Source organism: Rhodoferax lithotrophicus (genome assembly GCF_019973615.1).
GTDB classification, from domain to species: domain Bacteria; phylum Pseudomonadota; class Gammaproteobacteria; order Burkholderiales; family Burkholderiaceae_C; genus Rhodoferax; species Rhodoferax lithotrophicus.
Map to the genome: position 1 here is coordinate 2,650,922 of NZ_AP024238.1, position 18,473 is coordinate 2,669,394.

The 18,473-nt window shown below is 56.2% G+C and carries 16 protein-coding genes and 1 pseudogene; 7 read left to right on the forward strand and 10 right to left on the reverse strand.

Annotated elements, in window-relative coordinates; genetic code table 11:
* Positions 1-792 (forward strand): enoyl-ACP reductase FabI, encoded by a 792-nt coding sequence (fabI, locus tag LDN84_RS12225; protein WP_223903738.1) that lies wholly within the window; start codon positions 1-3, stop codon positions 790-792.
* A 59-nt stretch (positions 793-851) separates the two neighbouring features.
* Here the strand turns inward: fabI and LDN84_RS12230 are convergent, their stop codons facing one another.
* The gene (locus tag LDN84_RS12230; protein WP_223903739.1) at positions 852-3,140 is read right to left on the reverse strand and encodes an arginine/lysine/ornithine decarboxylase; all 2,289 of its coding nucleotides are present in this window, start codon (positions 3,138-3,140) and stop codon (positions 852-854) included.
* Between the two features lie 132 nt (positions 3,141-3,272).
* On the opposite strand from LDN84_RS12230, the gene LDN84_RS12235 reads away from it, so the two are divergent.
* Positions 3,273-3,707: an NfeD family protein gene (locus LDN84_RS12235; protein WP_223903740.1), complete on the forward strand. Its 435-nt coding sequence runs from the start codon at positions 3,273-3,275 to the stop codon at positions 3,705-3,707.
* A 14-nt stretch (positions 3,708-3,721) separates the two neighbouring features.
* Complete coding sequence (locus LDN84_RS12240; protein ID WP_223903741.1) at positions 3,722-4,630, forward strand: SPFH domain-containing protein; 909 nt, start codon at positions 3,722-3,724, stop codon at positions 4,628-4,630.
* 55 nt (positions 4,631-4,685) lie between these two features.
* On the opposite strand, the gene LDN84_RS12245 is transcribed toward LDN84_RS12240, so the two are convergent.
* The 6 genes from LDN84_RS12245 to mltG are packed head-to-tail and all read right to left on the reverse strand — an operon-like array spanning position 4,686 to position 9,291.
* The gene (locus LDN84_RS12245; protein WP_223903742.1) at positions 4,686-5,348 is read right to left on the reverse strand and encodes an ankyrin repeat domain-containing protein; all 663 of its coding nucleotides are present in this window, start codon (positions 5,346-5,348) and stop codon (positions 4,686-4,688) included.
* Positions 5,349-5,362: 14 nt separating this feature from the next.
* On the reverse strand, positions 5,363-6,157 hold the full coding sequence (locus LDN84_RS12250; RefSeq protein ID WP_223903743.1) for a TatD family hydrolase: 795 nt from the start codon (positions 6,155-6,157) through the stop codon (positions 5,363-5,365).
* Between the two features lie 42 nt (positions 6,158-6,199).
* Positions 6,200-6,586 carry a PilZ domain-containing protein gene (locus tag LDN84_RS12255; RefSeq protein WP_223903744.1) on the reverse strand — a complete coding sequence of 129 codons (387 nt, stop codon included), beginning with the start codon at positions 6,584-6,586 and terminating at the stop codon, positions 6,200-6,202.
* Entirely contained in the window at positions 6,583-7,587 is a 1,005-nt protein-coding gene (locus LDN84_RS12260; protein WP_223903745.1) for a DNA polymerase III delta subunit-related protein, read from the reverse strand. The genes LDN84_RS12255 and LDN84_RS12260 overlap by 4 nt, the downstream gene beginning before the upstream one ends.
* The gene (gene tmk / locus LDN84_RS12265) at positions 7,584-8,246 is read right to left on the reverse strand and encodes a dTMP kinase (RefSeq protein WP_223903746.1); all 663 of its coding nucleotides are present in this window, start codon (positions 8,244-8,246) and stop codon (positions 7,584-7,586) included. Before tmk ends, LDN84_RS12260 begins: the two co-directional genes overlap by 4 nt.
* A 13-nt stretch (positions 8,247-8,259) precedes the next feature.
* Complete coding sequence (gene mltG / locus LDN84_RS12270) at positions 8,260-9,291, reverse strand: endolytic transglycosylase MltG (protein ID WP_223903747.1); 1,032 nt, start codon at positions 9,289-9,291, stop codon at positions 8,260-8,262.
* Between mltG and ygfZ the strand changes: the two genes are divergently transcribed.
* Positions 9,290-10,219: a CAF17-like 4Fe-4S cluster assembly/insertion protein YgfZ gene (ygfZ, locus tag LDN84_RS12275; RefSeq protein WP_223903748.1), complete on the forward strand. Its 930-nt coding sequence runs from the start codon at positions 9,290-9,292 to the stop codon at positions 10,217-10,219. The two genes, mltG and ygfZ, sit on opposite strands and share 2 nt — an antisense overlap.
* Before the next feature lie 16 nt (positions 10,220-10,235).
* On the opposite strand, the gene LDN84_RS12280 is transcribed toward ygfZ, so the two are convergent.
* Positions 10,236-10,667 carry a GNAT family N-acetyltransferase gene (locus LDN84_RS12280; RefSeq protein WP_223912965.1) on the reverse strand — a complete coding sequence of 144 codons (432 nt, stop codon included), beginning with the start codon at positions 10,665-10,667 and terminating at the stop codon, positions 10,236-10,238.
* A 39-nt stretch (positions 10,668-10,706) separates the two neighbouring features.
* A pseudogene (locus LDN84_RS12285) lies at positions 10,707-11,654 on the reverse strand (alpha/beta hydrolase); the annotation flags it as partial.
* Positions 11,655-11,874: 220 nt separating this feature from the next.
* Here LDN84_RS12285 and gbd point away from each other — a divergent pair.
* Positions 11,875-13,011, forward strand: a complete 1,137-nt coding sequence (gbd, locus tag LDN84_RS12290) for a 4-hydroxybutyrate dehydrogenase (protein ID WP_223903749.1) — start codon at positions 11,875-11,877, stop codon at positions 13,009-13,011.
* Positions 13,012-13,195: 184 nt separating this feature from the next.
* Entirely contained in the window at positions 13,196-16,780 is a 3,585-nt protein-coding gene (locus tag LDN84_RS12295) for a transglutaminase family protein (protein WP_223903750.1), read from the forward strand.
* A 24-nt stretch (positions 16,781-16,804) separates the two neighbouring features.
* On the opposite strand, the gene LDN84_RS12300 is transcribed toward LDN84_RS12295, so the two are convergent.
* The gene (locus LDN84_RS12300; protein ID WP_223903751.1) at positions 16,805-17,665 is read right to left on the reverse strand and encodes a MaoC family dehydratase; all 861 of its coding nucleotides are present in this window, start codon (positions 17,663-17,665) and stop codon (positions 16,805-16,807) included.
* A gap of 118 nt (positions 17,666-17,783) precedes the next feature.
* Here LDN84_RS12300 and LDN84_RS12305 point away from each other — a divergent pair, with 118 nt between their 5' ends.
* Complete coding sequence (locus tag LDN84_RS12305; RefSeq protein ID WP_223903752.1) at positions 17,784-18,446, forward strand: nitroreductase; 663 nt, start codon at positions 17,784-17,786, stop codon at positions 18,444-18,446.
* Positions 18,447-18,473 lie beyond the last annotated feature (27 nt).

Below are 18,473 nucleotides of genomic sequence, written 5' to 3' on the forward strand. Positions count from 1 at the left end.
ATGGGTTTCCTGACTGGCAAAAAAATTCTGATTACGGGTGTGTTGTCCAACCGTTCCATTGCCTACGGCATCGCCAAGGCCTGCCATGCGCAAGGAGCCGAATTGGCATTCAGTTATGTGGGTGAACGTTTCAAAGATCGCATCACCGAGTTTGCCGCTGACTTCAATTCCAAACTGATTTTTGACTGTGACGTGAGTGATGATGCACAAATTGACCAGCTGTTCAAGGATTTGTCAGCCCATTGGCCGACGTTTGACGGCTTTGTGCACAGCATTGGCTTTGCCCCACGTGAGGCCATTGCCGGCAATTTTCTGGATGGTTTGACACGTGAAAACTTCCGTATTGCCCACGACATCAGCGCCTACAGCTTTCCGGCCATGGCCAAGGCGGCCCTGCCCTATCTGAACAACACGGCATCTTTGTTGACGCTGACCTATTTGGGAGGCGTGCGCGTGGTGCCCAGCTACAACACCATGGGCTTGGCCAAAGCATCGCTCGAATCCTCGGTGCGTTACCTGGCGGATGCCGTCGGAAGCAAAGGTATTCGTGTGAATGGTTTGAGTGCAGGGGCCATCAAAACCCTGGCCGCCAGTGGCATCAAGGACTTTGGCAAGTTGCTGGGTATCTCGGCAGCAGCCTCCCCCTTAAAACGCAATGTCACAATCGAAGAAGTGGGCAATGTGGCTGCTTTTCTACTCAGTGACCTGGCTTCAGGTATGACCGGTCAGATCTCGTATGTGGACTGTGGTGTGAGCCAGACAGCCATGGCCATTGTTGAACCTCATCCTTGATACAAAAATAGCTTCTAGCGCCCGTCAATAAAGCGCTGGAAGCTATAATTTTTATAGCATCAAAGAGCCACGCAATCGGCGTAATAGTGTGTCTTGCCATCGGCTCCAGGCTCTTCCACCAAACCATGAATGTCCGTCTCAAAACCTGGGCACTGGGTGTTGAATTCGCGTGAGAACTTCAGGTAGTCCACAATCTTTTTGTTGAATACTTCGCCCGGAATCAACAAAGGTATGCCTGGCGGATAAGGAGTCACCAAGCCTACGGTGACACGTCCTTCCAGGTGGTCAATCTCCACCCGCTCGGTTTTGCGCATGGCAATGTGGGCATAAGCATCACAAGGTTTCATGGCCGGTGTGAGATCACTCAGATACATGTCAGTGGTCAAGCGGGCAATGTCGTAGCGGGCATAAAGCTGGTGGATATGCTGGCACAAATCAGCCAGACCCATGTTTTCGTACATGGGGTATTTCTGGCAAAACTCGGGCAGGATACGCCACATCGGCTGGTTCTTGGCGTAATCGTCCTTGAATTGCTGCAAGGCGGTCAGCATGCTGTTCCAGCGGCCTTTGGTAATGCCAATGGTGAACATGATGAAAAAACTGTACAGCCCGGTTTTTTCCACCACCACACCATGCTCAGCCAGGAATTTGGTCACGATGCTGGCCGGAATACCGGTTTTGGCAAACTTGCCATTCAAATCCATGCCAGGTGTCACGATCGTCGATTTGATGGGGTCCAGCATGTTGAAACCGGTAGCCATCTTGCCAAAGCCGTGCCAGTGAACACCACTCTTGTTGGTGCGGGACTCCCCTTTGATGATCCAGTCATCGGCGCGGCCAATACCTTCTTCGGCCAGCTTGTCCGGCCCCCAGACCTTGAACCACCAGTCGTCCCCGTATTCATCGTCAATTTTGCGCATGGCGCGCCTGAAATCGAGCGCCTCGGCAATACTTTCTTCCACCAACGCGGTGCCGCCAGGCGGCTCCATCATGGCCGCAGCCACGTCACAACTGGCAATGATGCTGTATTGAGGCGAGGTGCTGGTGTGCATCAGATAAGCCTCGTTGAACAGATGCTTGTCCAACTTGACCGTTTGCGAGTCTTGCACCAATACATGGCTGGCCTGGCTGATACCTGCCAGCAGTTTGTGAATCGACTGGGTGGCGTAGACCATGGCCTTTTTAGGGCGTGCACGGTTTTTGCCCATGGCATGGTAGCTGCCATAAAACGGATGGAAAGCGGCGTGTGGCAACCAGGCTTCATCAAAGTGGATGTTTTCCACATAACCATCAAGCATGTTTTTCACCGTCTCGGTGTTGTACAAAACGCCGTCGTAGGTGGATTGCGTCAGGGTCAGCACGCGGGGCTTGATCTGGCTGACATCCAGGTCTGGTAGATGCTCTTTGATCAGCGGATTGGCTTTGATCTTGGCTTTGATGGTGGCAGGTTCAAATTCACTCTTCGGAATCGGGCCAATGATGCCGAAGTGGTTGCGTGTAGGCTTCAGAAACACCGGAATCGCCCCGGTCATGATGATGGCATGCAAGATGGACTTGTGGCAGTTGCGGTCTACCACCACCACATCATTGGGTGCCACCGTGTGATGCCACACCATCTTGTTGCTGGTCGAGGTGCCGTTGGTTACAAAAAAGCAGTGGTCAGCGTTAAAAATGCGGGCCGCATTACGCTCACTTTTACCGATGGCACCATCGTGATCCAGCAGCTGACCCAGTTCTTCAACGGCGTTGCACACGTCGGCGCGCAACATGTTCTCGCCATAAAACTGGTGATACATCTGCCCCACCGGGCTTTTCAGAAAGGCCACGCCACCCGAATGGCCTGGGCAGTGCCAGGAATAGGAGCCATCTTCAGCATAGTCCAGCAAGGCTTTAAAAAACGGTGGCTGCACCCCTTCCAGGTAACTCTTGGCCTCGCGGATGATGTGCCGCGCGACGAACTCAGGGGTATCTTCAAACATGTGGATGAAGCCATGCAGTTCACGCAAGATGTCATTCGGCAGGTGACGGCTGGTTTTGGTTTCACCGTAAATGTAGATTGGTACATCCAGGTTCTTGCGTCGCACCTCTTCGATGAAGTGGCGCAGATTCACCACGGCAGGGTCAAGATCAGGGCCAGGCGTGAACTCTTCATCGTCAATGGACAAAATGAACGTGCTGGCACGGCTTTGCTGCTGGGCAAACTGGCTTAAATCGCCATAACTGGTCGCGCCAAGCACTTCAAAGCCCTCCGACTCGATCGCTTGAGCCAAGGCACGTATACCCAACCCGGAGGTATTTTCTGAGCGGTAATCTTCGTCAATAATGACGATTGGAAAGCGAAATTTCATGGCAAGCTCCAGCGACACACGGTAAATAGATGAAATAGGCGCGAAGTGTAAGGACTAAACATGTCGCTTCTCGTTTATCGGATGGCTTTCGCCTGAAAATGTCGTGGTCGCAACACAGTAGGACATTCTCATATGGCCGAATCAACACTTTGGTGGCTCGCAGCAGGCGGCCTGATTGCGGTAGAACTCATTTCTGGCACTTTTTACCTGTTGCTGATTTCGCTTGGACTCGCTGCGGCGGCGTTATCGGCGCATGCGGGTCTTTCCATGCCCTACCAATGGCTATGTGCAGCAGTGATGGGTGGCGGCTCCGTTTTGGTTTGGCGTGCTTACAAGCACACCCAACCTGAATCGGCTCCAGCACAAGCCAATCATGATGTGAATCTGGACATTGGAGAAACTGTCCATGTGGATCACTGGCTTGACGACCATACCAGCAACGTCAAATACCGTGGCGTTCGCTGGGATGTCATCTTGCAAGAGGGTCAGGCCGCAGAAAGTGGCACTTTTGTGATTGCCGAAATTGTCGGCAATCGGCTCGTACTCAAAAAATCTCACTCTTCTTAACTTCTGGAGTTCCCATGGTTATTGCCGTCGTCTTATTTGTGATTGCCGTGATTTTTATCACCCAGTCGGTCAAGGTCGTCCCACAACAACACGCCTGGGTGGTTGAACGCCTTGGCAAATACAACGGTACCCTCACACCGGGATTGAACTTTTTGATGCCTTTTATCGACAAGGTGGCCTATAAACATTTACTCAAGGAAGTACCGCTGGATATTGCCAGTCAGGTTTGTATCACACGCGACAACACCCAGCTGCAGGTGGATGGCATCCTGTACTTTCAGGTGACCGATGCTATGCGAGCAAGTTATGGCTCCAGTAACTACATCATGGCGATCTCGCAATTGGCACAAACTTCATTACGCTCGGTGATTGGCAAACTGGAACTGGACAAAACCTTTGAAGAGCGTGACATCATCAATGCCCAGGTGGTACAAGCCATTGACGAAGCGGCACTGAACTGGGGCGTGAAAGTCTTGCGTTATGAAATCAAGGATCTGACCCCCCCGAAAGAAATATTGCACGCCATGCAGCAGCAAATCACGGCTGAGCGTGAAAAACGGGCATTGATTGCCGCTTCTGAAGGTCGCCGCCAGGAGCAAATCAACATTGCCACGGGTGAGCGCGAAGCTTTTATTGCCCGCTCAGAAGGTGAAAAACAAGCCGTGATCAACAAAGCCCAAGGTGATGCACAGTCAATTTTGGCAGTGGCCGAAGCGACAGGACAAGCCATTGAGCGAATTGCTGCGGCGATTCGTCAGCCTGGCGGGGCAGAAGCCGTTCAACTCAAGGTAGCTGAAAAAGCCGTCGAAGCCTATTCCAAAGTAGCCGCTGATGCGACCACAACACTGGTGATTCCGAGCAACATGACGGAAGTGTCCACACTGATCAGCTCTGCTATGAAAATGATCCAGTCACAAAAATAATACGCATGCATCCGTGACTTCAGAGCAATAAGTCAAAAGATACACGCTGACCGTATCACCAAGTGCCTTTAGGCTGTCGACCACGTATAAATGCCGAAATCATCTCGACGGCATCCTGATGACCACCACGATAGGCAAAATCCATGGCGGTCAAACCCTGATGATTTTTAAGTGTCGGATCTGCCCCCGCCTCTAGTAGTAATTTCACCGCGGCCGCATCACTGTACTGTGCGGCCATCATGAGAGGCGTGGTGCCATTGGGTGACGCCGCATCAATGTAAGCGTTTTCCTCCAAAAGCAAATTCATGATGTCTTTATGGCCATTGGTAGCCGCATAGTGCAAGGGAGCCCAACCGGGTTTATTGACATCCGCACCTTTTTTGATCAGCAACTGGCAAAGACTCATTTCACCTTTGAGCGCTGCCAGCATCAAAGGGCTTTCATCGGCCGCATTCCGAACCTCAGCTTTGCTACCCGGCGCATTCGCCAAAACAATGGCCACGTCAAAAGACGAGGCTTTGATGGCCAACAACAAACCGGGGTTGCCATCGGCATCGACGGTATTGGGGTCAAAGCCGCGCAACAAAAGTGTGACTATCTTGGACTCATTGTTTTGGATAATGGCGGTAAAAAAATCATCATAAGAGCCTGCAAAAACTGATGAAAATCCTACAAAAACAAAAAGATAAAAGAATTTTCTAAGGTGATGAATAAGCATATAAATCCACCGTATCAGGCCGTCACACCAGCGAACAAGACATCAAAGTTATGGCTAGTGAGTGCGCCAATCTCCTCTGCCGCCACCTGTTTGATTTGACCTAATTGAGCTGCCACATAGGGCACATACGACGGGTTGTTGGTTTTGCCGCGGTAAGGCATAGGGGCCAGATAAGGACTATCGGTTTCAATCAGCAAGCGATCAAGGGGTACCAAAGCAGCGACTTCGCGCAGGTTTTGTGCACTTTTGAAAGTCAAAATGCCCGAAAACGAAATGTAAAAGCCCAGATCAAGCGCCTGGCGGGCCACTTGTGCATCTTCGGTAAAACAATGAAATACGCCACCGGCACTACCCACTGAGCCATCTTCGCCCTCCTCCCGCAAAATCTGCAGGGTATCGGCAGCAGCTTGTCGGGTATGGATCACCAGCGGTTTGTGCAGTTGCCGCGCAGCGCGGATATGAGTACGAAAGCGCTCGCGTTGCCAGTGCATGTCGGCAAGGCTGCGACCGTTCAAACGGTAATAGTCCAGGCCGGTTTCGCCAATACCCACCACACGGGGCAATGCGCCCAGAGTCAGCAAATCGTCCAGACTGGGTTCCTGGACACCCTCGTTGTCTGGGTGGACACCGGCCGTTGCCCAGAAATTGTCATAAGCAAGAGCCAATTGGTGGACTGCCGGAAATTCCTCCAGGGTGGTGCTGATGCACAAGGCGCGGCCCACCTGGGCTTGCGCCATGGCTTGACGAATGGCGGGTAATTGCGTGAGCAACTCGGGAAAATTCAAATGACAATGCGAATCGGTGAACATCAATGCGGATATCCTGGTAAGCCAACCTGGGCGCTGACAGGTTCAAATAGTCTGGGTGGCGCGCTCTGAGCCCAGCTGGGCACCCAGAATTTCTTCAATGCGCAATTTGAGTGCAACTGATTTCTCGTCGGAGGGAAACACAATGCCAACACCTTGGGTACGGTTACCCGCTGCCTTGGCTGGTGTGACCCAGGCCACTTTTCCGGCCACCGGGTAGCGCTGCGGGTCATCGGGCAAACTGATCAAGACATACACCGCATCACCCAACTGGTAGTCGCGGTTGGTGGGAATGAACAAACCACCCGTGGCGAAAATAGGCATGTAGGCGGCATACAAAGCAGATTTTTCTTTGATGGCGAGCTGAATGACACTTGGCCGTGGCGCAGCATGAGGATGCACCGCGTGTACGTGATGAGGGGCTTTGTTCATGATTTTGAGTTTAGAGCCAATTGCGCCTGGCTGACCAAGGCTTCTTGCATCAAACCGGCATTAAAAGGATGTTCCACCGTGCGCATGGCCTGTGACAAGGCTTTGCTCCAGGTGGTCAAACTGTGCCAACTGCCAGCTGACGGCAAATCAGCCGCTTCAAAAAACCGCGGGCTGGCACCACTGCGCAGGGCCAGCAAGTCATGGCACAGCTTGTGCAGGGCATCCAGTGTTTGTGCGGGTGTCCAGTCTTTGAACACCGCCACATCACCTTGTTGGACAGCGCGCGGCAGGCGTGGCCACAGATCGGAAATCGGCGCGAATTGCAAGGCATCTTGCGGCCGCCCGCCGGCGGCGCGCAGCATGACACGGGCTTTTTTTTCTGCAACACCTTGCGCCTGCAACCAGTTCATGGCGCTCAACTGATCGGGCCACAGCATGGTGTGACCCAGGCAACGGCTGCGGATCGTCGGCAGCAACTGGTGCGCTGCATCAGAGGCCAGCACAAATTTCACATCACCCGCCGGTTCCTCCAGCGTTTTGAGCAACGCATTGGCGGTGTAGACGTTCATGCGCTCGGCGGGGAATACCAGCACCGCCTTGCCCCGGCCACGGGCACTGGTGCGCTGCGCGAACTCCACCGCATCACGCATGGCTTCGACGCGAATCTCCTTGCTGGGCTTGCGCTTTTTGCTCTCAATTTCATCCTGGGCTTTTTCGTTGAGTGGCCAGGCCAAGTCCAGCATGGTCGTCTCAGGCATCAGCACACACAAATCAGCATGGGCACGCACCTCAATGGCGTGGCAACTGCCACAACTGCCGCAGGCCCCTTGGGCGCTGGGGCGCTCACATAACCAGGCGCTCACCAAGGCAAAAGCCAGCTCATACTGACCCAGACCGGATGGCCCGGCCAGTAGCCAGGCATGGCCGCGCTGGGCCAGCAGGGTTTGGGTTTGGGCCGCAATCCAGGGCGCGATACTGGCAGGTGGTGTGATGCCGCTCATGCGGGTAAGACCTGGCCAAGCCAGCCTTGTTTTTGAAAGACCGTCAACACATCTGCCCAGACTGCTTCACGGCTTTGGTCGGCTTCTATGCGGGCAAAACGCTGGGCATGGGCTTCACAGCGGGCCAGGTAGCCCGCCCGTACACGGGCGAAAAAATCCGCCGGTTGTGCCTCAAACTTGTCCGGCACGCGCACACCGGCCAGCCGTTGTGCTGCAATTTCCGGGGCCAGGTCAAACCAGATAGTCAAATCGGGTTGTCGAACAAAATTAGCCTCTGGTGCTTGTGTGGTCTGCACAAGCTGCTCTAAATAGGAGAGCGTATTGAGGTCGAACCCACGCCCGCCACCCTGGTAAGCAAAAGTGGCATCGGTAAAGCGGTCGCACAGCACCACCTCAGCACGGGCCAAGGCAGGTTCAATCACTTGCTGCAGATGGTCACGCCGGGCCGCAAACACCAGCAGTGCCTCGGTCATGGCATCCATTGGGTCGTTCAGCACCAGGGTGCGCAGTTTTTCAGCCAAGGGGGTGCCGCCGGGTTCGCGGGTCAGCGTCACGGCCCTGCCCTGCGCCCGAAAGGCTTGTGCCAACGCATCGATATGGGTGGATTTACCGGCACCGTCAATGCCTTCAAAACTGATGAAAAGTCCGCGTAGGGTCATAACTGGATGGGCCTTATTGGCCACGCTGGTATTTGTTGACGGCCCGATTGTGCGCGTCGAGGTTATCGCTGAACTGGCTGCTGCCATCCCCGCGCGCCACAAAATACAAGGCACGGCTGGCGGCAGGTTGTGCCGCTGCCAGCAACGCCTCTTTGCCCGGCATGGCAATCGGCGTGGGCGGCAAACCAGCACGGGTGTAGGTATTCCAGGGTGTGTCGGCCAGCAAATCGCGGCGGCGCAGATTGCCATCAAACCTGTCGCCCAAGCCATAAATCACGGTAGGGTCGGTTTGCAACAACATGCCCAAGCGCAGCCGGTTGGTAAACACCGAGGCAATCATGGGCCGGTCGCTGGCCCGGCCGGTTTCTTTTTCAACGATGCTGGCCAGCGTCAGCAAGTCGTCGGGTGTTTTCAGCGGTGAGTTGGGAGCACGCTGTTCCCAGGCGGCCTGCAAGTGGTGATCCATGGCGCGCATGGCGCGCTGCAAGATTTTGAGGTCGCTGCTGCCTTTGGCATAGGTGTAGGTGTCTGGGTAGAAACGGCCCTCAGGGGGGTGCTGCGGCTGACCCAGCTTTTGCATGATCAAATTAGCATCAAGCGCTTGTGTATCCTGCGCAAGATGCTCTGATTTTGCAAGTGCTGCACGGACTTGTTTGAAAGTCCAGCCTTCGACCAGAGTCACTGAACGTAAGGCTTCTTCACCCCGCGTCAGCTTGGCCAGCAAGCTGCGCGGGGTGGTACCGGGCTCCAGTTCGTAATTGCCAGCTTTGATCTGCCGGGCCTGGCCAGACAAGCGGAACCACCAGTACAGCAAGACGGGCGAGGTTTGCACACCACTGTTGACCGCTTCCTGAGCCACCCCACGCGGGCTGGTTCCGGGCTCAATCGACAAGTCCAGACTGGGAGCCGTCAGGTCCAGATCCTGATTCACCCACACAAAAGCCCAGCCAGCCAGGACGACCACCAACACCACAATCAACCGGATCAATCGACGCACAAGCCTACTGCCTTCCAAGATATGAACCGCGCATGATAATTCAGCCATGCAAAACATTCTTCAAGGCGTGGCCCGGCTGAATCATTCAGGGCTGATCCGTGCACAAGGCGACGATGCCGCCAAATTTCTGCACGGGCAATTGACCAACGACTTTGCTCTTTTGGGATTGTCAGAGGCCCGCCTGGCGGGCTTTTGTAATGCCAAAGGCCGTTTGCAGGCCAGTTTTATTGGCTTCAAACGCAGTCCAACCGACATCTTGCTGCTGTGCAGCCCAGACCTTCTGGCTGCCACGCTCAAGCGCCTGAGCATGTTTGTGATGCGGGCCAAGGTCAAGCTCAGTGATGCCAGCGCTGATTTTGTCGTTTACGGATTGGCCGGATCTGCGCTGACAAATGCTACGAATAAAATAGCTTCTTACGCAGCTAATACATGGTCAAAAGCCGATTTTGATGATCAAAATCTGGTCAACCTCTACCCGGCAGACGGTGTATCGCGGGCCTTGCTGATTACACCGGCTCAAGCCCCTGCACCAGAAGGCGCAGCTTTGAGCCCCGAACTTTGGGCCTGGGGCGAGGTGCGCAGCGGCATTGCCACCGTGAGCCAGCCGATTTTTGAAGCACTGGTGCCGCAAATGCTCAATTACGAGTCGGTCGGCGGCGTGAATTTCAAAAAAGGCTGTTACCCCGGCCAGGAGGTGGTGGCACGCAGCCAGTTTCGTGGCACGCTGAAACGCCGGGCCTATCTGGCGCATGCGGATGCTCCTTTACAAGCGGGTCAGGAGCTGTTTGCCGCAGAAGATGCCAGCCAGCCCTGTGGCCTGGTGGTGCAAGCCGCTGCCGCTCCCACCGGTGGTTTTGATGCCATTGTGTCGATGCAGATCAGCGCATACGAGGCCGGTGGCGTGCGGGCTTTGGCCGCCGATGGCCCCCTGCTGAGCTTGACCGCTGCGCCCTACCCTTTGCTGGCCGATATTTGATCCATGGCTAGCCGTGTCAACGTGCTGACGAAGACTTGAGCATTTCGGTGTGCACGATGCCAGCCTCGACAAACGGTTCACCTTGCGGCACAAAGCCCAGCGCAGCGTAGAAACTTTTCGCACTGGCCTGGGCGTGCAGCCTGACCTCATGATCACCACGCTGGGCGGCGGCATCGACCAGGGCTTTGAGTGCTAACTGTCCCAGGCCTTTGCCACGATGTTCCCGGATCACCGCCAGGCGGCCAATCTGCCCCACACCGGGTGCCACTTGCAGCAAGCGGCCGGTGGCCATCGGTTTGCCCTGCGGGTTGAGCACCAGCACGTGAACCGCACGGGCATCAGCCTGGTCTTGCTCAAGCGCCAGGGGTATTTGCTGCTCTTGCACAAACACCGCCAGGCGCACGGCACGTGCAGCTTCACCCAAACGGGCCCAATCACCCACGCTCACCGTCAAGGACTCCGTCGTTGCCTGGCCAACCGGGTGTGTTTCAAACGCCTGACGTAATGCACGCGCGGCATCGGCATGGGCACGGCCAGCCTCAGGAATGGCGCGGCCCATTTTGATGAATTCATGCGTCACCCCACGGTAGATTTCCAAATCGACCGCCACACCTGCCGCACGTAACTTGTCGGCATAGGCCAGGCCTTCGTCCACCAGCGGATCACATTCGGCCAAGCCAAACCAGGCCGGGGCCACGCCGTCTGCGTCATGCGCCAGCAAGGGGGCAAAACGCCAGTCTTCGCGGTCTTGCCGGTTGGGAATGTAGAAATCAAAAAAGTAATCAATGTGCGCGGCTTCCAGTACAAAACCATGGGCAAAGGTTTTGTGCGAGGGTGTGTCGGCATGGGCGGTGGTGCCGGGGTAGAACAGCAATTGCAGCTTCAAATCCACTCCCAGGTCACGCGCCTGCAGGGCACAAGCTGCGGCCAAAGTGCCGCCGGCACTGTCTCCCCCCACCGCGATGCGGGAGTTCTCCAGCCCTTTTTCATGTCCCAGGGTGGCGACCCAATGCACCGCATCCCAGGCATCTTCAAAAGCCGTCGGAAAACGGTGCTCCGGGGCCAGCCGGTAGCCGACCGACAACACGGCGCAGTGCGCCAGATGGCTCAAGTGGCGGCACAACACATCATGTGTGGCGATGCTGCCAATGGTAAAACCACCGCCATGCAGGTAGACCAGTACCGGCAGGGGTTCGCTTGACGGCGCATACAGCCGCACCGGCAGGTCAAAGCCGTCGCGGGTGGGCACGGTGAAGCTTTCCACACGTTCCAGCTTGGTGGGCGGCAAGTCCAGCACGCCGGCGTTGACCTCATAGGCGGCGCGGGCCTGGCTGGGTGTCAGGGCATGTAATGGCATTTGCCCTGCCCGCGCCATGCGCTCCAGAATGCCATGCATGGCGGGGGTCAATAAAGTTCGCGGGTTTCGATGGGGCATGGAGAGCAATGTCTTGTTAAAGTGCAGCGGCCAATAATAAGGGCTCGCAAAGCAATAATTTGTACCTTTGACTGGTCATCTTTGGGCGCATTGCGTCGTTGCAAATCGCTTGTTTAGCAGAGCTAAACGGCACGCTTTGCGCCTAGCACTGCCTCCCAAATATGACCGTCAAATTGTCCAACTTATTACTTTACGAGCCCTAACGATACCGGAGACACCCATGGCCCTGATTTACTATGTGACGCAAGTTCAGTTTGAGTTTGGCGCGATTCAGCTGTTGCAAGCCGAGTGCCAGCGCTCGGGCATCAGCCGCCCGCTGATCGTGACCGATGCCGGAGTCAAAGCCGCCGGTATTTTGCAAAAAGCACTGGATGCCTTGACCGGCATGACGGTGGCGGTGTTTGACCAAACCCCGTCCAACCCGACCGAGGCTGCGGTACGCGCAGCCGCTGCGCTGTACACCCAGCAGCAGTGCGACGGTTTGATTGCGGTGGGTGGTGGTTCCAGCATCGACTGCGCCAAAGGGGTGGCGATTGCGGCCACCCACACCGGGCCGTTGAGCCATTACGCCACCATTGAGGGCGGCTCCGCACGCATCACCGAGCGGGTTGCGCCGCTGATTGCCGTCCCCACCACGGCAGGCACCGGCAGCGAGGTGGCGCGCGGGGCGATCCTCATCGTCGATGACCATCGCAAACTGGGGTTCCACAGCTGGCATCTGGTGCCCAAAACCGCTATTTGTGACCCTGAACTGACACTGGGCCTGCCACCCCTGCTGACCGCCGCCACCGGCATGGATGCCATTGCCCACTGCATGGAAACCTTCATGGCCCCAGCCTTCAACCCGCCTGCCGATGGCATCGCACTGGACGGCCTGGCGCGTGGCTGGGCGCACATTGAGCGTGCCACCCGCAACGGCGCTGACCGCGAAGCACGTTTGAACATGATGAGTGCCTCCATGCAAGGGGCGATGGCGTTCCAGAAAGGGCTGGGCTGCGTGCATTCACTCAGCCACAGCTTGGGTGGTGTCAATCCCCGGCTGCACCATGGTACGCTCAATGCCCTGTTTTTGCCCGCTGTGATCGCCTTCAATGCGGCGGCCGAATCACTGCAAAAAGAGAAGCGTCTTGCGCGCATGGCGCATGCCATGGGACTGGATTCTGCCAGTGATATTGGGCAAGCCATCCAAGCCATGAACACCCGTTTGTGTTTACCCACCGGTCTGGCGGCCATGGGGGTCACTGAAGATCAGTTTGAGGCCATCATCGCCGGGGCCATGGCCGACCATTGCCACAAGACCAATCCGCGTATCGCTACGGCTGATGACTATCGACAGATGTTGAGCCAGGCCATGTGAGCAAGCATCCAGTCACTTGTTTTTCATCAAATTGACCGATAGCGCCCGTAAAATATGCGCAACAAGCTATCAATAATATAGTTTTTACGGAACCTTGCCAGGTTCGTAAAACCTCTTCTGGCATCAACATTGCTTATTCACCCCAAAGCAATGCCTGGTTCATTTCAATCATCGAGACACCCACATGTCCATACACGCAGCACTGAATCACATCACTCACTACACCTATGACCGGCTGGTTAACCTTGGCCCACAGGTGGTGCGCTTGCGCCCGGCACCCCATTGCCGCAGCAAGATCATTTCTTACTCACTCAAGGTCGAGCCACCGGTGCACTTCATCAACTGGCAGCAAGACCCGTTTGCCAACTACCAGGCACGGCTGGTGTTCCCCGACAAAACCAAAGAATTCAAGGTCACGGTGGACGTGGTCATGGACATGTCGGTCTACAACCCGTTTGACTTCTTTCTGGAGCCCGAGGCCGAAGAGTTTCCGTTCAGTTATGCCACCGATTTGAAACAAGAGCTGGCTCCGTACCTGATCCCCGAGCCGGTCACACCCCTGGTGCAGGCTTACCTGGACAAAATCGACCGCACCAAACGCCGCAGCGTGCTGTTTCTGGTGGACTTGAACCAGAGTGTGCACCACGCCATCAGCTACACCATTCGCATGGAGCCGGGTGTACAAGCACCTGAAGAAACTCTCACACTGGGTTCAGGCTCGTGCCGTGATTCAGCCTGGCTGATGGTCAATTTGCTGCGCCACTGCGGCCTGGCGGCACGTTTTGTCTCGGGTTACCTGATTCAGTTGAAACCCGATGTCAAGGCGCTGGATGGCCCCAGCGGCACCGAGGTGGACTTCACCGATCTGCACGCCTGGTGCGAGGTGTATTTGCCCGGTGCGGGTTGGGTCGGGCTGGATGCCACTTCAGGTTTGCTGGCCGGTGAAGGCCATATTCCGCTGGCTTGTACACCACAGCCCTCAGGTGCAGCCCCCATTGAAGGCTGCTCCGACAAATGCGAGGTGGAGTTTGCCCACCACATGCAGGTGACACGCATTTATGAATCACCCCGCGTGACCAAACCCTATACCGAAGAGCAATGGGCCGATATCATGGCTTTGGGCCTCGCCGTGGACGACGAACTGGTGGCCGGTGATGTACGACTGACCATGGGTGGCGAGCCCACTTTTGTGGCCAACAGCGACCGTGATGCACCAGAATGGAACACCGATGCGCTCGGCCCTAGCAAACGTGGGTTTGCCACCGAGTTGGTGCATAAACTGCGCAACGAATACGGCCAAGGCGGTTTTCTGCATTTTGGTCAAGGCAAGTGGTATCCAGGTGAGCAGTTGCCACGCTGGGCACTGAACATTTATTGGCGCGCGGACGGCCAACCGGTGTGGGCCAACCCGGCGCTCTTTACCGATGAACGTTCGCCCACTCACTACACCTCGGCAGACGCACAGCGCTTCACCAGCCTGTTGGCGAGCAAGTTGGGAGTCACCGGCAAATACATCCAGACCGCTTTTGAAGACAGCTGGTATTACCTGTGGCGTGAACGCCGCCTGCCAGTGAATGTCGACCCGTTCAACTCCAAACTGGACGATGAAATGGAGCGTGCCCGGTTGCGCCGGGTGTTCGAGCAAAAACTCGATACCCCGGTAGGTTATGTGTTGCCGATCAAGGTCACAGGTTACGACGACAGTTATGGCGCTGCCTGGACCACCGGCCCCTGGTTTTTGCGGGACGAACGGATGTACTTGATGCCGGGTGATTCCCCCATGGGTCTGCGCCTGCCGCTGGATTCGCTGCCCTGGGTCAGTGAGGCTGACTTTCCTTACCTGATCGAGCAAGACCCATCTGTGCTGGTGGGTACTCTGCCCGTTTACAACACCATAGCAGCCAAATACGCGCCGGGTACAGCGGGTTTGGCGCTGGGCCAGGCGGCTCGTCGGGCTGCAGCAGAAGCAGCTGCAGCTTCTGGGGCTAGCACATCCTTGGCAACAGACAAGCCATTGGCGGCCAGCAGCTTTTTGGCAGGCACCGGCCCTCAGGCAGAAGCGGTTCGCAAGATGCAAACCGTGACCGGAACGGCAACTGCTTCCAGCTCAGCCGTGAATGCACAAAGCGACAGCCAGTCTGAACCCGGCGACTTTGCCCGTGTGCCCGGCCCACAAGAATCTGCCCACTGGATTACCCGCACAGCTCTGTGTGTGGAGGTGCGTGACCCACGCCGCGCCAGCGGCCCTAAAGTTGAAGCCATTGGCGAAAAATCGGGCGTGTTGTATGTATTTATGCCGCCCCTTGAAAAACTGGAACATTACCTGGATTTGCTGGCTGCCGTAGAAGCTACCGCACAAGAACTGGGCATGCAACTGGTGCTGGAAGGTTACCCGCCACCGCGTGACCCACGCCTGAAATTGCTCAGCGTTACCCCCGATCCCGGCGTGATTGAGGTCAACATTCATCCCTCCACCCACTGGAAGGAGCTGGTCAGCAACACCGAGTTCTTGTACAACGCGGCGTTTGAGTCACGCTTGTCGGCCGAAAAATTCATGACCGATGGTCGCCACACCGGCACCGGTGGCGGCAATCACTTTGTCATGGGTGGGGCTACGCCTGAAGACAGCCCGTTCTTGCGCAAACCCGAGCTGCTGGCCAGCTTGCTGCTTTATTGGCACAACCATCCTTCACTGAGCTACCTGTTCAGCGGCATGTTTGTCGGTCCAACCAGCCAGGCACCACGGGTGGATGAGGCACGCAACGACCAGCTTTACGAGCTTGAAATTGCCATTGAACAGATTTACAAAAACCGCGAGCTGCATGGTCAGAGCATGCCGCCGTGGCTGGTGGATCGCACGCTGCGCAACATCCTGATCGATGCCACCGGCAACACGCACCGCAGCGAAATCTCCATCGACAAGATGTATTCGCCCGATTCGGCCACTGGCCGCCTGGGCTTGCTGGAGCTGCGTGCCTTTGAAATGCCACCCCACCCGCACATGAGCAGCGCGCAGCAGTTGCTGCTACGCGCCCTGATTGCCCGCTTCTGGAAAACACCTTACCGCACACCTGCCACCCGCTGGGGCACCGAGTTGCATGACCGCTTTATGCTGCCGGCCTTTATTGAAGCCGATTTCAAAGATGTGATGGAGGAAATGCGCGAAGCAGGCTACGCCTTTGATGACAGCTGGTTTGCGCCACACATCGAGTTCCGCTTTCCCTTGATTGGCTCGGTATGCTCATCTGGCATTGAACTCACCCTGCGCAACGCGCTGGAGCCCTGGCATGTGATGGGTGAAGAAAACACCGCTGGTGGCACGGCACGTTATGTGGATTCGTCCCTCGAACGTATAGAAGTGCGCGTGACGGGTATGAACCAAAGCCGCTACGTGGTCACCTGTAACGGGCATGCCCTGCCTCTGCAGCCAACGGGTGTTGTGGGTGAATACGTGGCCGGGGTGCGCTACAAAGCCTGGAACCCGCCCAGCAGTTTGCACCCGAGCATTGGTGTCCATGCCCCGCTGACGTTTGACATTGTGGACACCTGGATGAAGCGCTCTTTGGGTGGCTGTCAATACCACGTGTCACACCCAGGCGGCCTGAGCTACGAAACGCTGCCGGTCAACGCCTTTGAGGCCGAGAGCCGCCGTCTGTCCCGCTTTTTGGCCATGGGTCACACGCCTGGTTTGATGTATGTACCACCTGCCACCATCAACCTGCCAGGTAGCCGTGAGTTTCCTTTTACGCTGGATTTGCGTCGGGTGTAAATCAGGGTTGGCGCCTGGATGGCGCTATTCAATATATTCGACGACACCGTGATGGATAACCATGACATCACGCTGTAGCGAATAGCATTGAAATGTAGCGCTGCCATGGCCATGCGTCCAGAACACCGTTTTCAAGGACTCACCCGGATAAAACGGAGAAGAAAATTTGAGCTTCAATTTTTTCAGTCGAGCTGGATCGTAGGCACACAGCGTGCGTAGTGCCGCGTGCCCGGCCATGCCAAACGTGCACAGGCCATGCAAAATGGGGCGCTCAAAGCCTGCGTTTTGTGCCACCCGGATGTCGGCATGTAACGGGTTGTCATCACCGCTGAGGCGATAAATCAATGCAGATTGCGCAGAGCTTGGCAAGATACAAGTTCTGTCTGGTGGCCCTTGGGGACACCAACGCGAGGGTGGACTCGCCGGGTCTCCGCCGCCAAAATGACCATCGCCACGGCACAGAATAACGGACCGGGTACTTGCGACAATTTCGGATGTAGCGGCATCAACGACATCACGGCGGGTCGTGAGCAACGCACCTGCCGAGCGCTTGTCTACGATGCTTTCAATAACCGTCTTTCCAATAACCTCGCCACTTGGACGTAATGTCTGGTGCATGTTGAGCTCCTGCTCAACATGCAGGATCTTTTTCCAGTCAAGCCCAGTGTCAGGCGAGCGCATCCAGAAGCCTGGACAACCCAACACCACCGCCATCGTCGGCACAGCAAGCAGCGCTTGCTCATACACATAACGCAGCTGATCCAAGTCGCTTGGGTCCGTCCCCATGCCAATACCCAGCGCATACAACATGCTGTCTGTGGCCCCATAACGGTGGCGCACGTCTTCAAACTGCCGGTTTTTCAGTGTTCTGAAATTGATGCTCATTATTCAGGTCACAGGAGCGCTTGATACAGGCACTTGGGTACGGGGCGTTGGCCGCCCGGAAGATAATTACACACTCATTTTCTCCAGTATCAAACTTGTGACTCCTTCAGACCCTGAATTGTTGACCAAACTTGTGACACAGCGGCGATCTGTTCGGGCCTACTTGCCGAAACAGGTTCCTGATGCCCTGCTTCAGCAGGTTTTGAGGGATGCGCGCCGCGCACCCAGTGGCTCCAATCTGCAACCTGGCGCTTTTCTATCCATTCAAGGCCATGCCAGACAACGGCTTTCCAATGCCCTGATGGAAGCATGGCAACATGAGGTGCAAGAGGTAGAGGACTATGCATATGGCCCACGCCCCTTGCCAATGACCATGCGGCGGCGACAAGTCGCAACGGCGCAAGCTCTGTACGGCGCACTGGGTATTGCCCGCGAAGACCGACTGGGGCGCGATGCCCAGTTTGAGCGCAATTTCCACTTCTTTGACGCACCCGTGGCGCTTCTGGTCACGATTCATCGTGATTTTGGCAGCGGAGCCTTGATGGACTTGGGCATGTCCGTTTATGGGCTCATGCTGGCCGCACAATCCCACGGTCTTGCCACTTGCGCCATTGGTGCCATTGCAAGTTACCCCAATCTGGTGCGCCACAGCCTCCAGTTGGAGGCTGATTGCGCCATTGTCTGCGGACTGGCACTTGGGTATGCTGATCCGACCGCCCCTGTGAATCGGACAGAAACTACACGTTGTGAGCTGAATGACTTCTTCCAGGTGATCACCTGAATGCAGGTGCCGAGGCGGCAAGTCGGT

Bases quoted from the DNA above. Each gene is read 5' to 3' on its own strand.
- LDN84_RS12295 (WP_223903750.1), top strand. From the start codon at position 13,196: ATGTCCATACACGCAGCACTGAATCACATCACTCACTACACCTATGAC.
- fabI (WP_223903738.1), top strand. From the start codon at position 1: ATGGGTTTCCTGACTGGCAAAAAAATTCTGATTACGGGTGTGTTGTCC.
- gbd (WP_223903749.1), top strand. From the start codon at position 11,875: ATGGCCCTGATTTACTATGTGACGCAAGTTCAGTTTGAGTTTGGCGCG.
- ygfZ (WP_223903748.1), top strand. From the start codon at position 9,290: ATGCAAAACATTCTTCAAGGCGTGGCCCGGCTGAATCATTCAGGGCTG.
- tmk (WP_223903746.1), bottom strand. From the start codon at position 8,246: ATGACCCTACGCGGACTTTTCATCAGTTTTGAAGGCATTGACGGTGCC.
- LDN84_RS12300 (WP_223903751.1), bottom strand. From the start codon at position 17,665: ATGAGCATCAATTTCAGAACACTGAAAAACCGGCAGTTTGAAGACGTG.
- LDN84_RS12230 (WP_223903739.1), bottom strand. From the start codon at position 3,140: ATGAAATTTCGCTTTCCAATCGTCATTATTGACGAAGATTACCGCTCA.
- LDN84_RS12250 (WP_223903743.1), bottom strand. From the start codon at position 6,157: ATGTTCACCGATTCGCATTGTCATTTGAATTTTCCCGAGTTGCTCACG.
- LDN84_RS12235 (WP_223903740.1), top strand. From the start codon at position 3,273: ATGGCCGAATCAACACTTTGGTGGCTCGCAGCAGGCGGCCTGATTGCG.
- mltG (WP_223903747.1), bottom strand. From the start codon at position 9,291: ATGGCTGAATTATCATGCGCGGTTCATATCTTGGAAGGCAGTAGGCTT.
- LDN84_RS12260 (WP_223903745.1), bottom strand. From the start codon at position 7,587: ATGAGCGGCATCACACCACCTGCCAGTATCGCGCCCTGGATTGCGGCC.
- LDN84_RS12255 (WP_223903744.1), bottom strand. From the start codon at position 6,586: ATGAACAAAGCCCCTCATCACGTACACGCGGTGCATCCTCATGCTGCG.
- LDN84_RS12245 (WP_223903742.1), bottom strand. From the start codon at position 5,348: ATGCTTATTCATCACCTTAGAAAATTCTTTTATCTTTTTGTTTTTGTA.
- LDN84_RS12240 (WP_223903741.1), top strand. From the start codon at position 3,722: ATGGTTATTGCCGTCGTCTTATTTGTGATTGCCGTGATTTTTATCACC.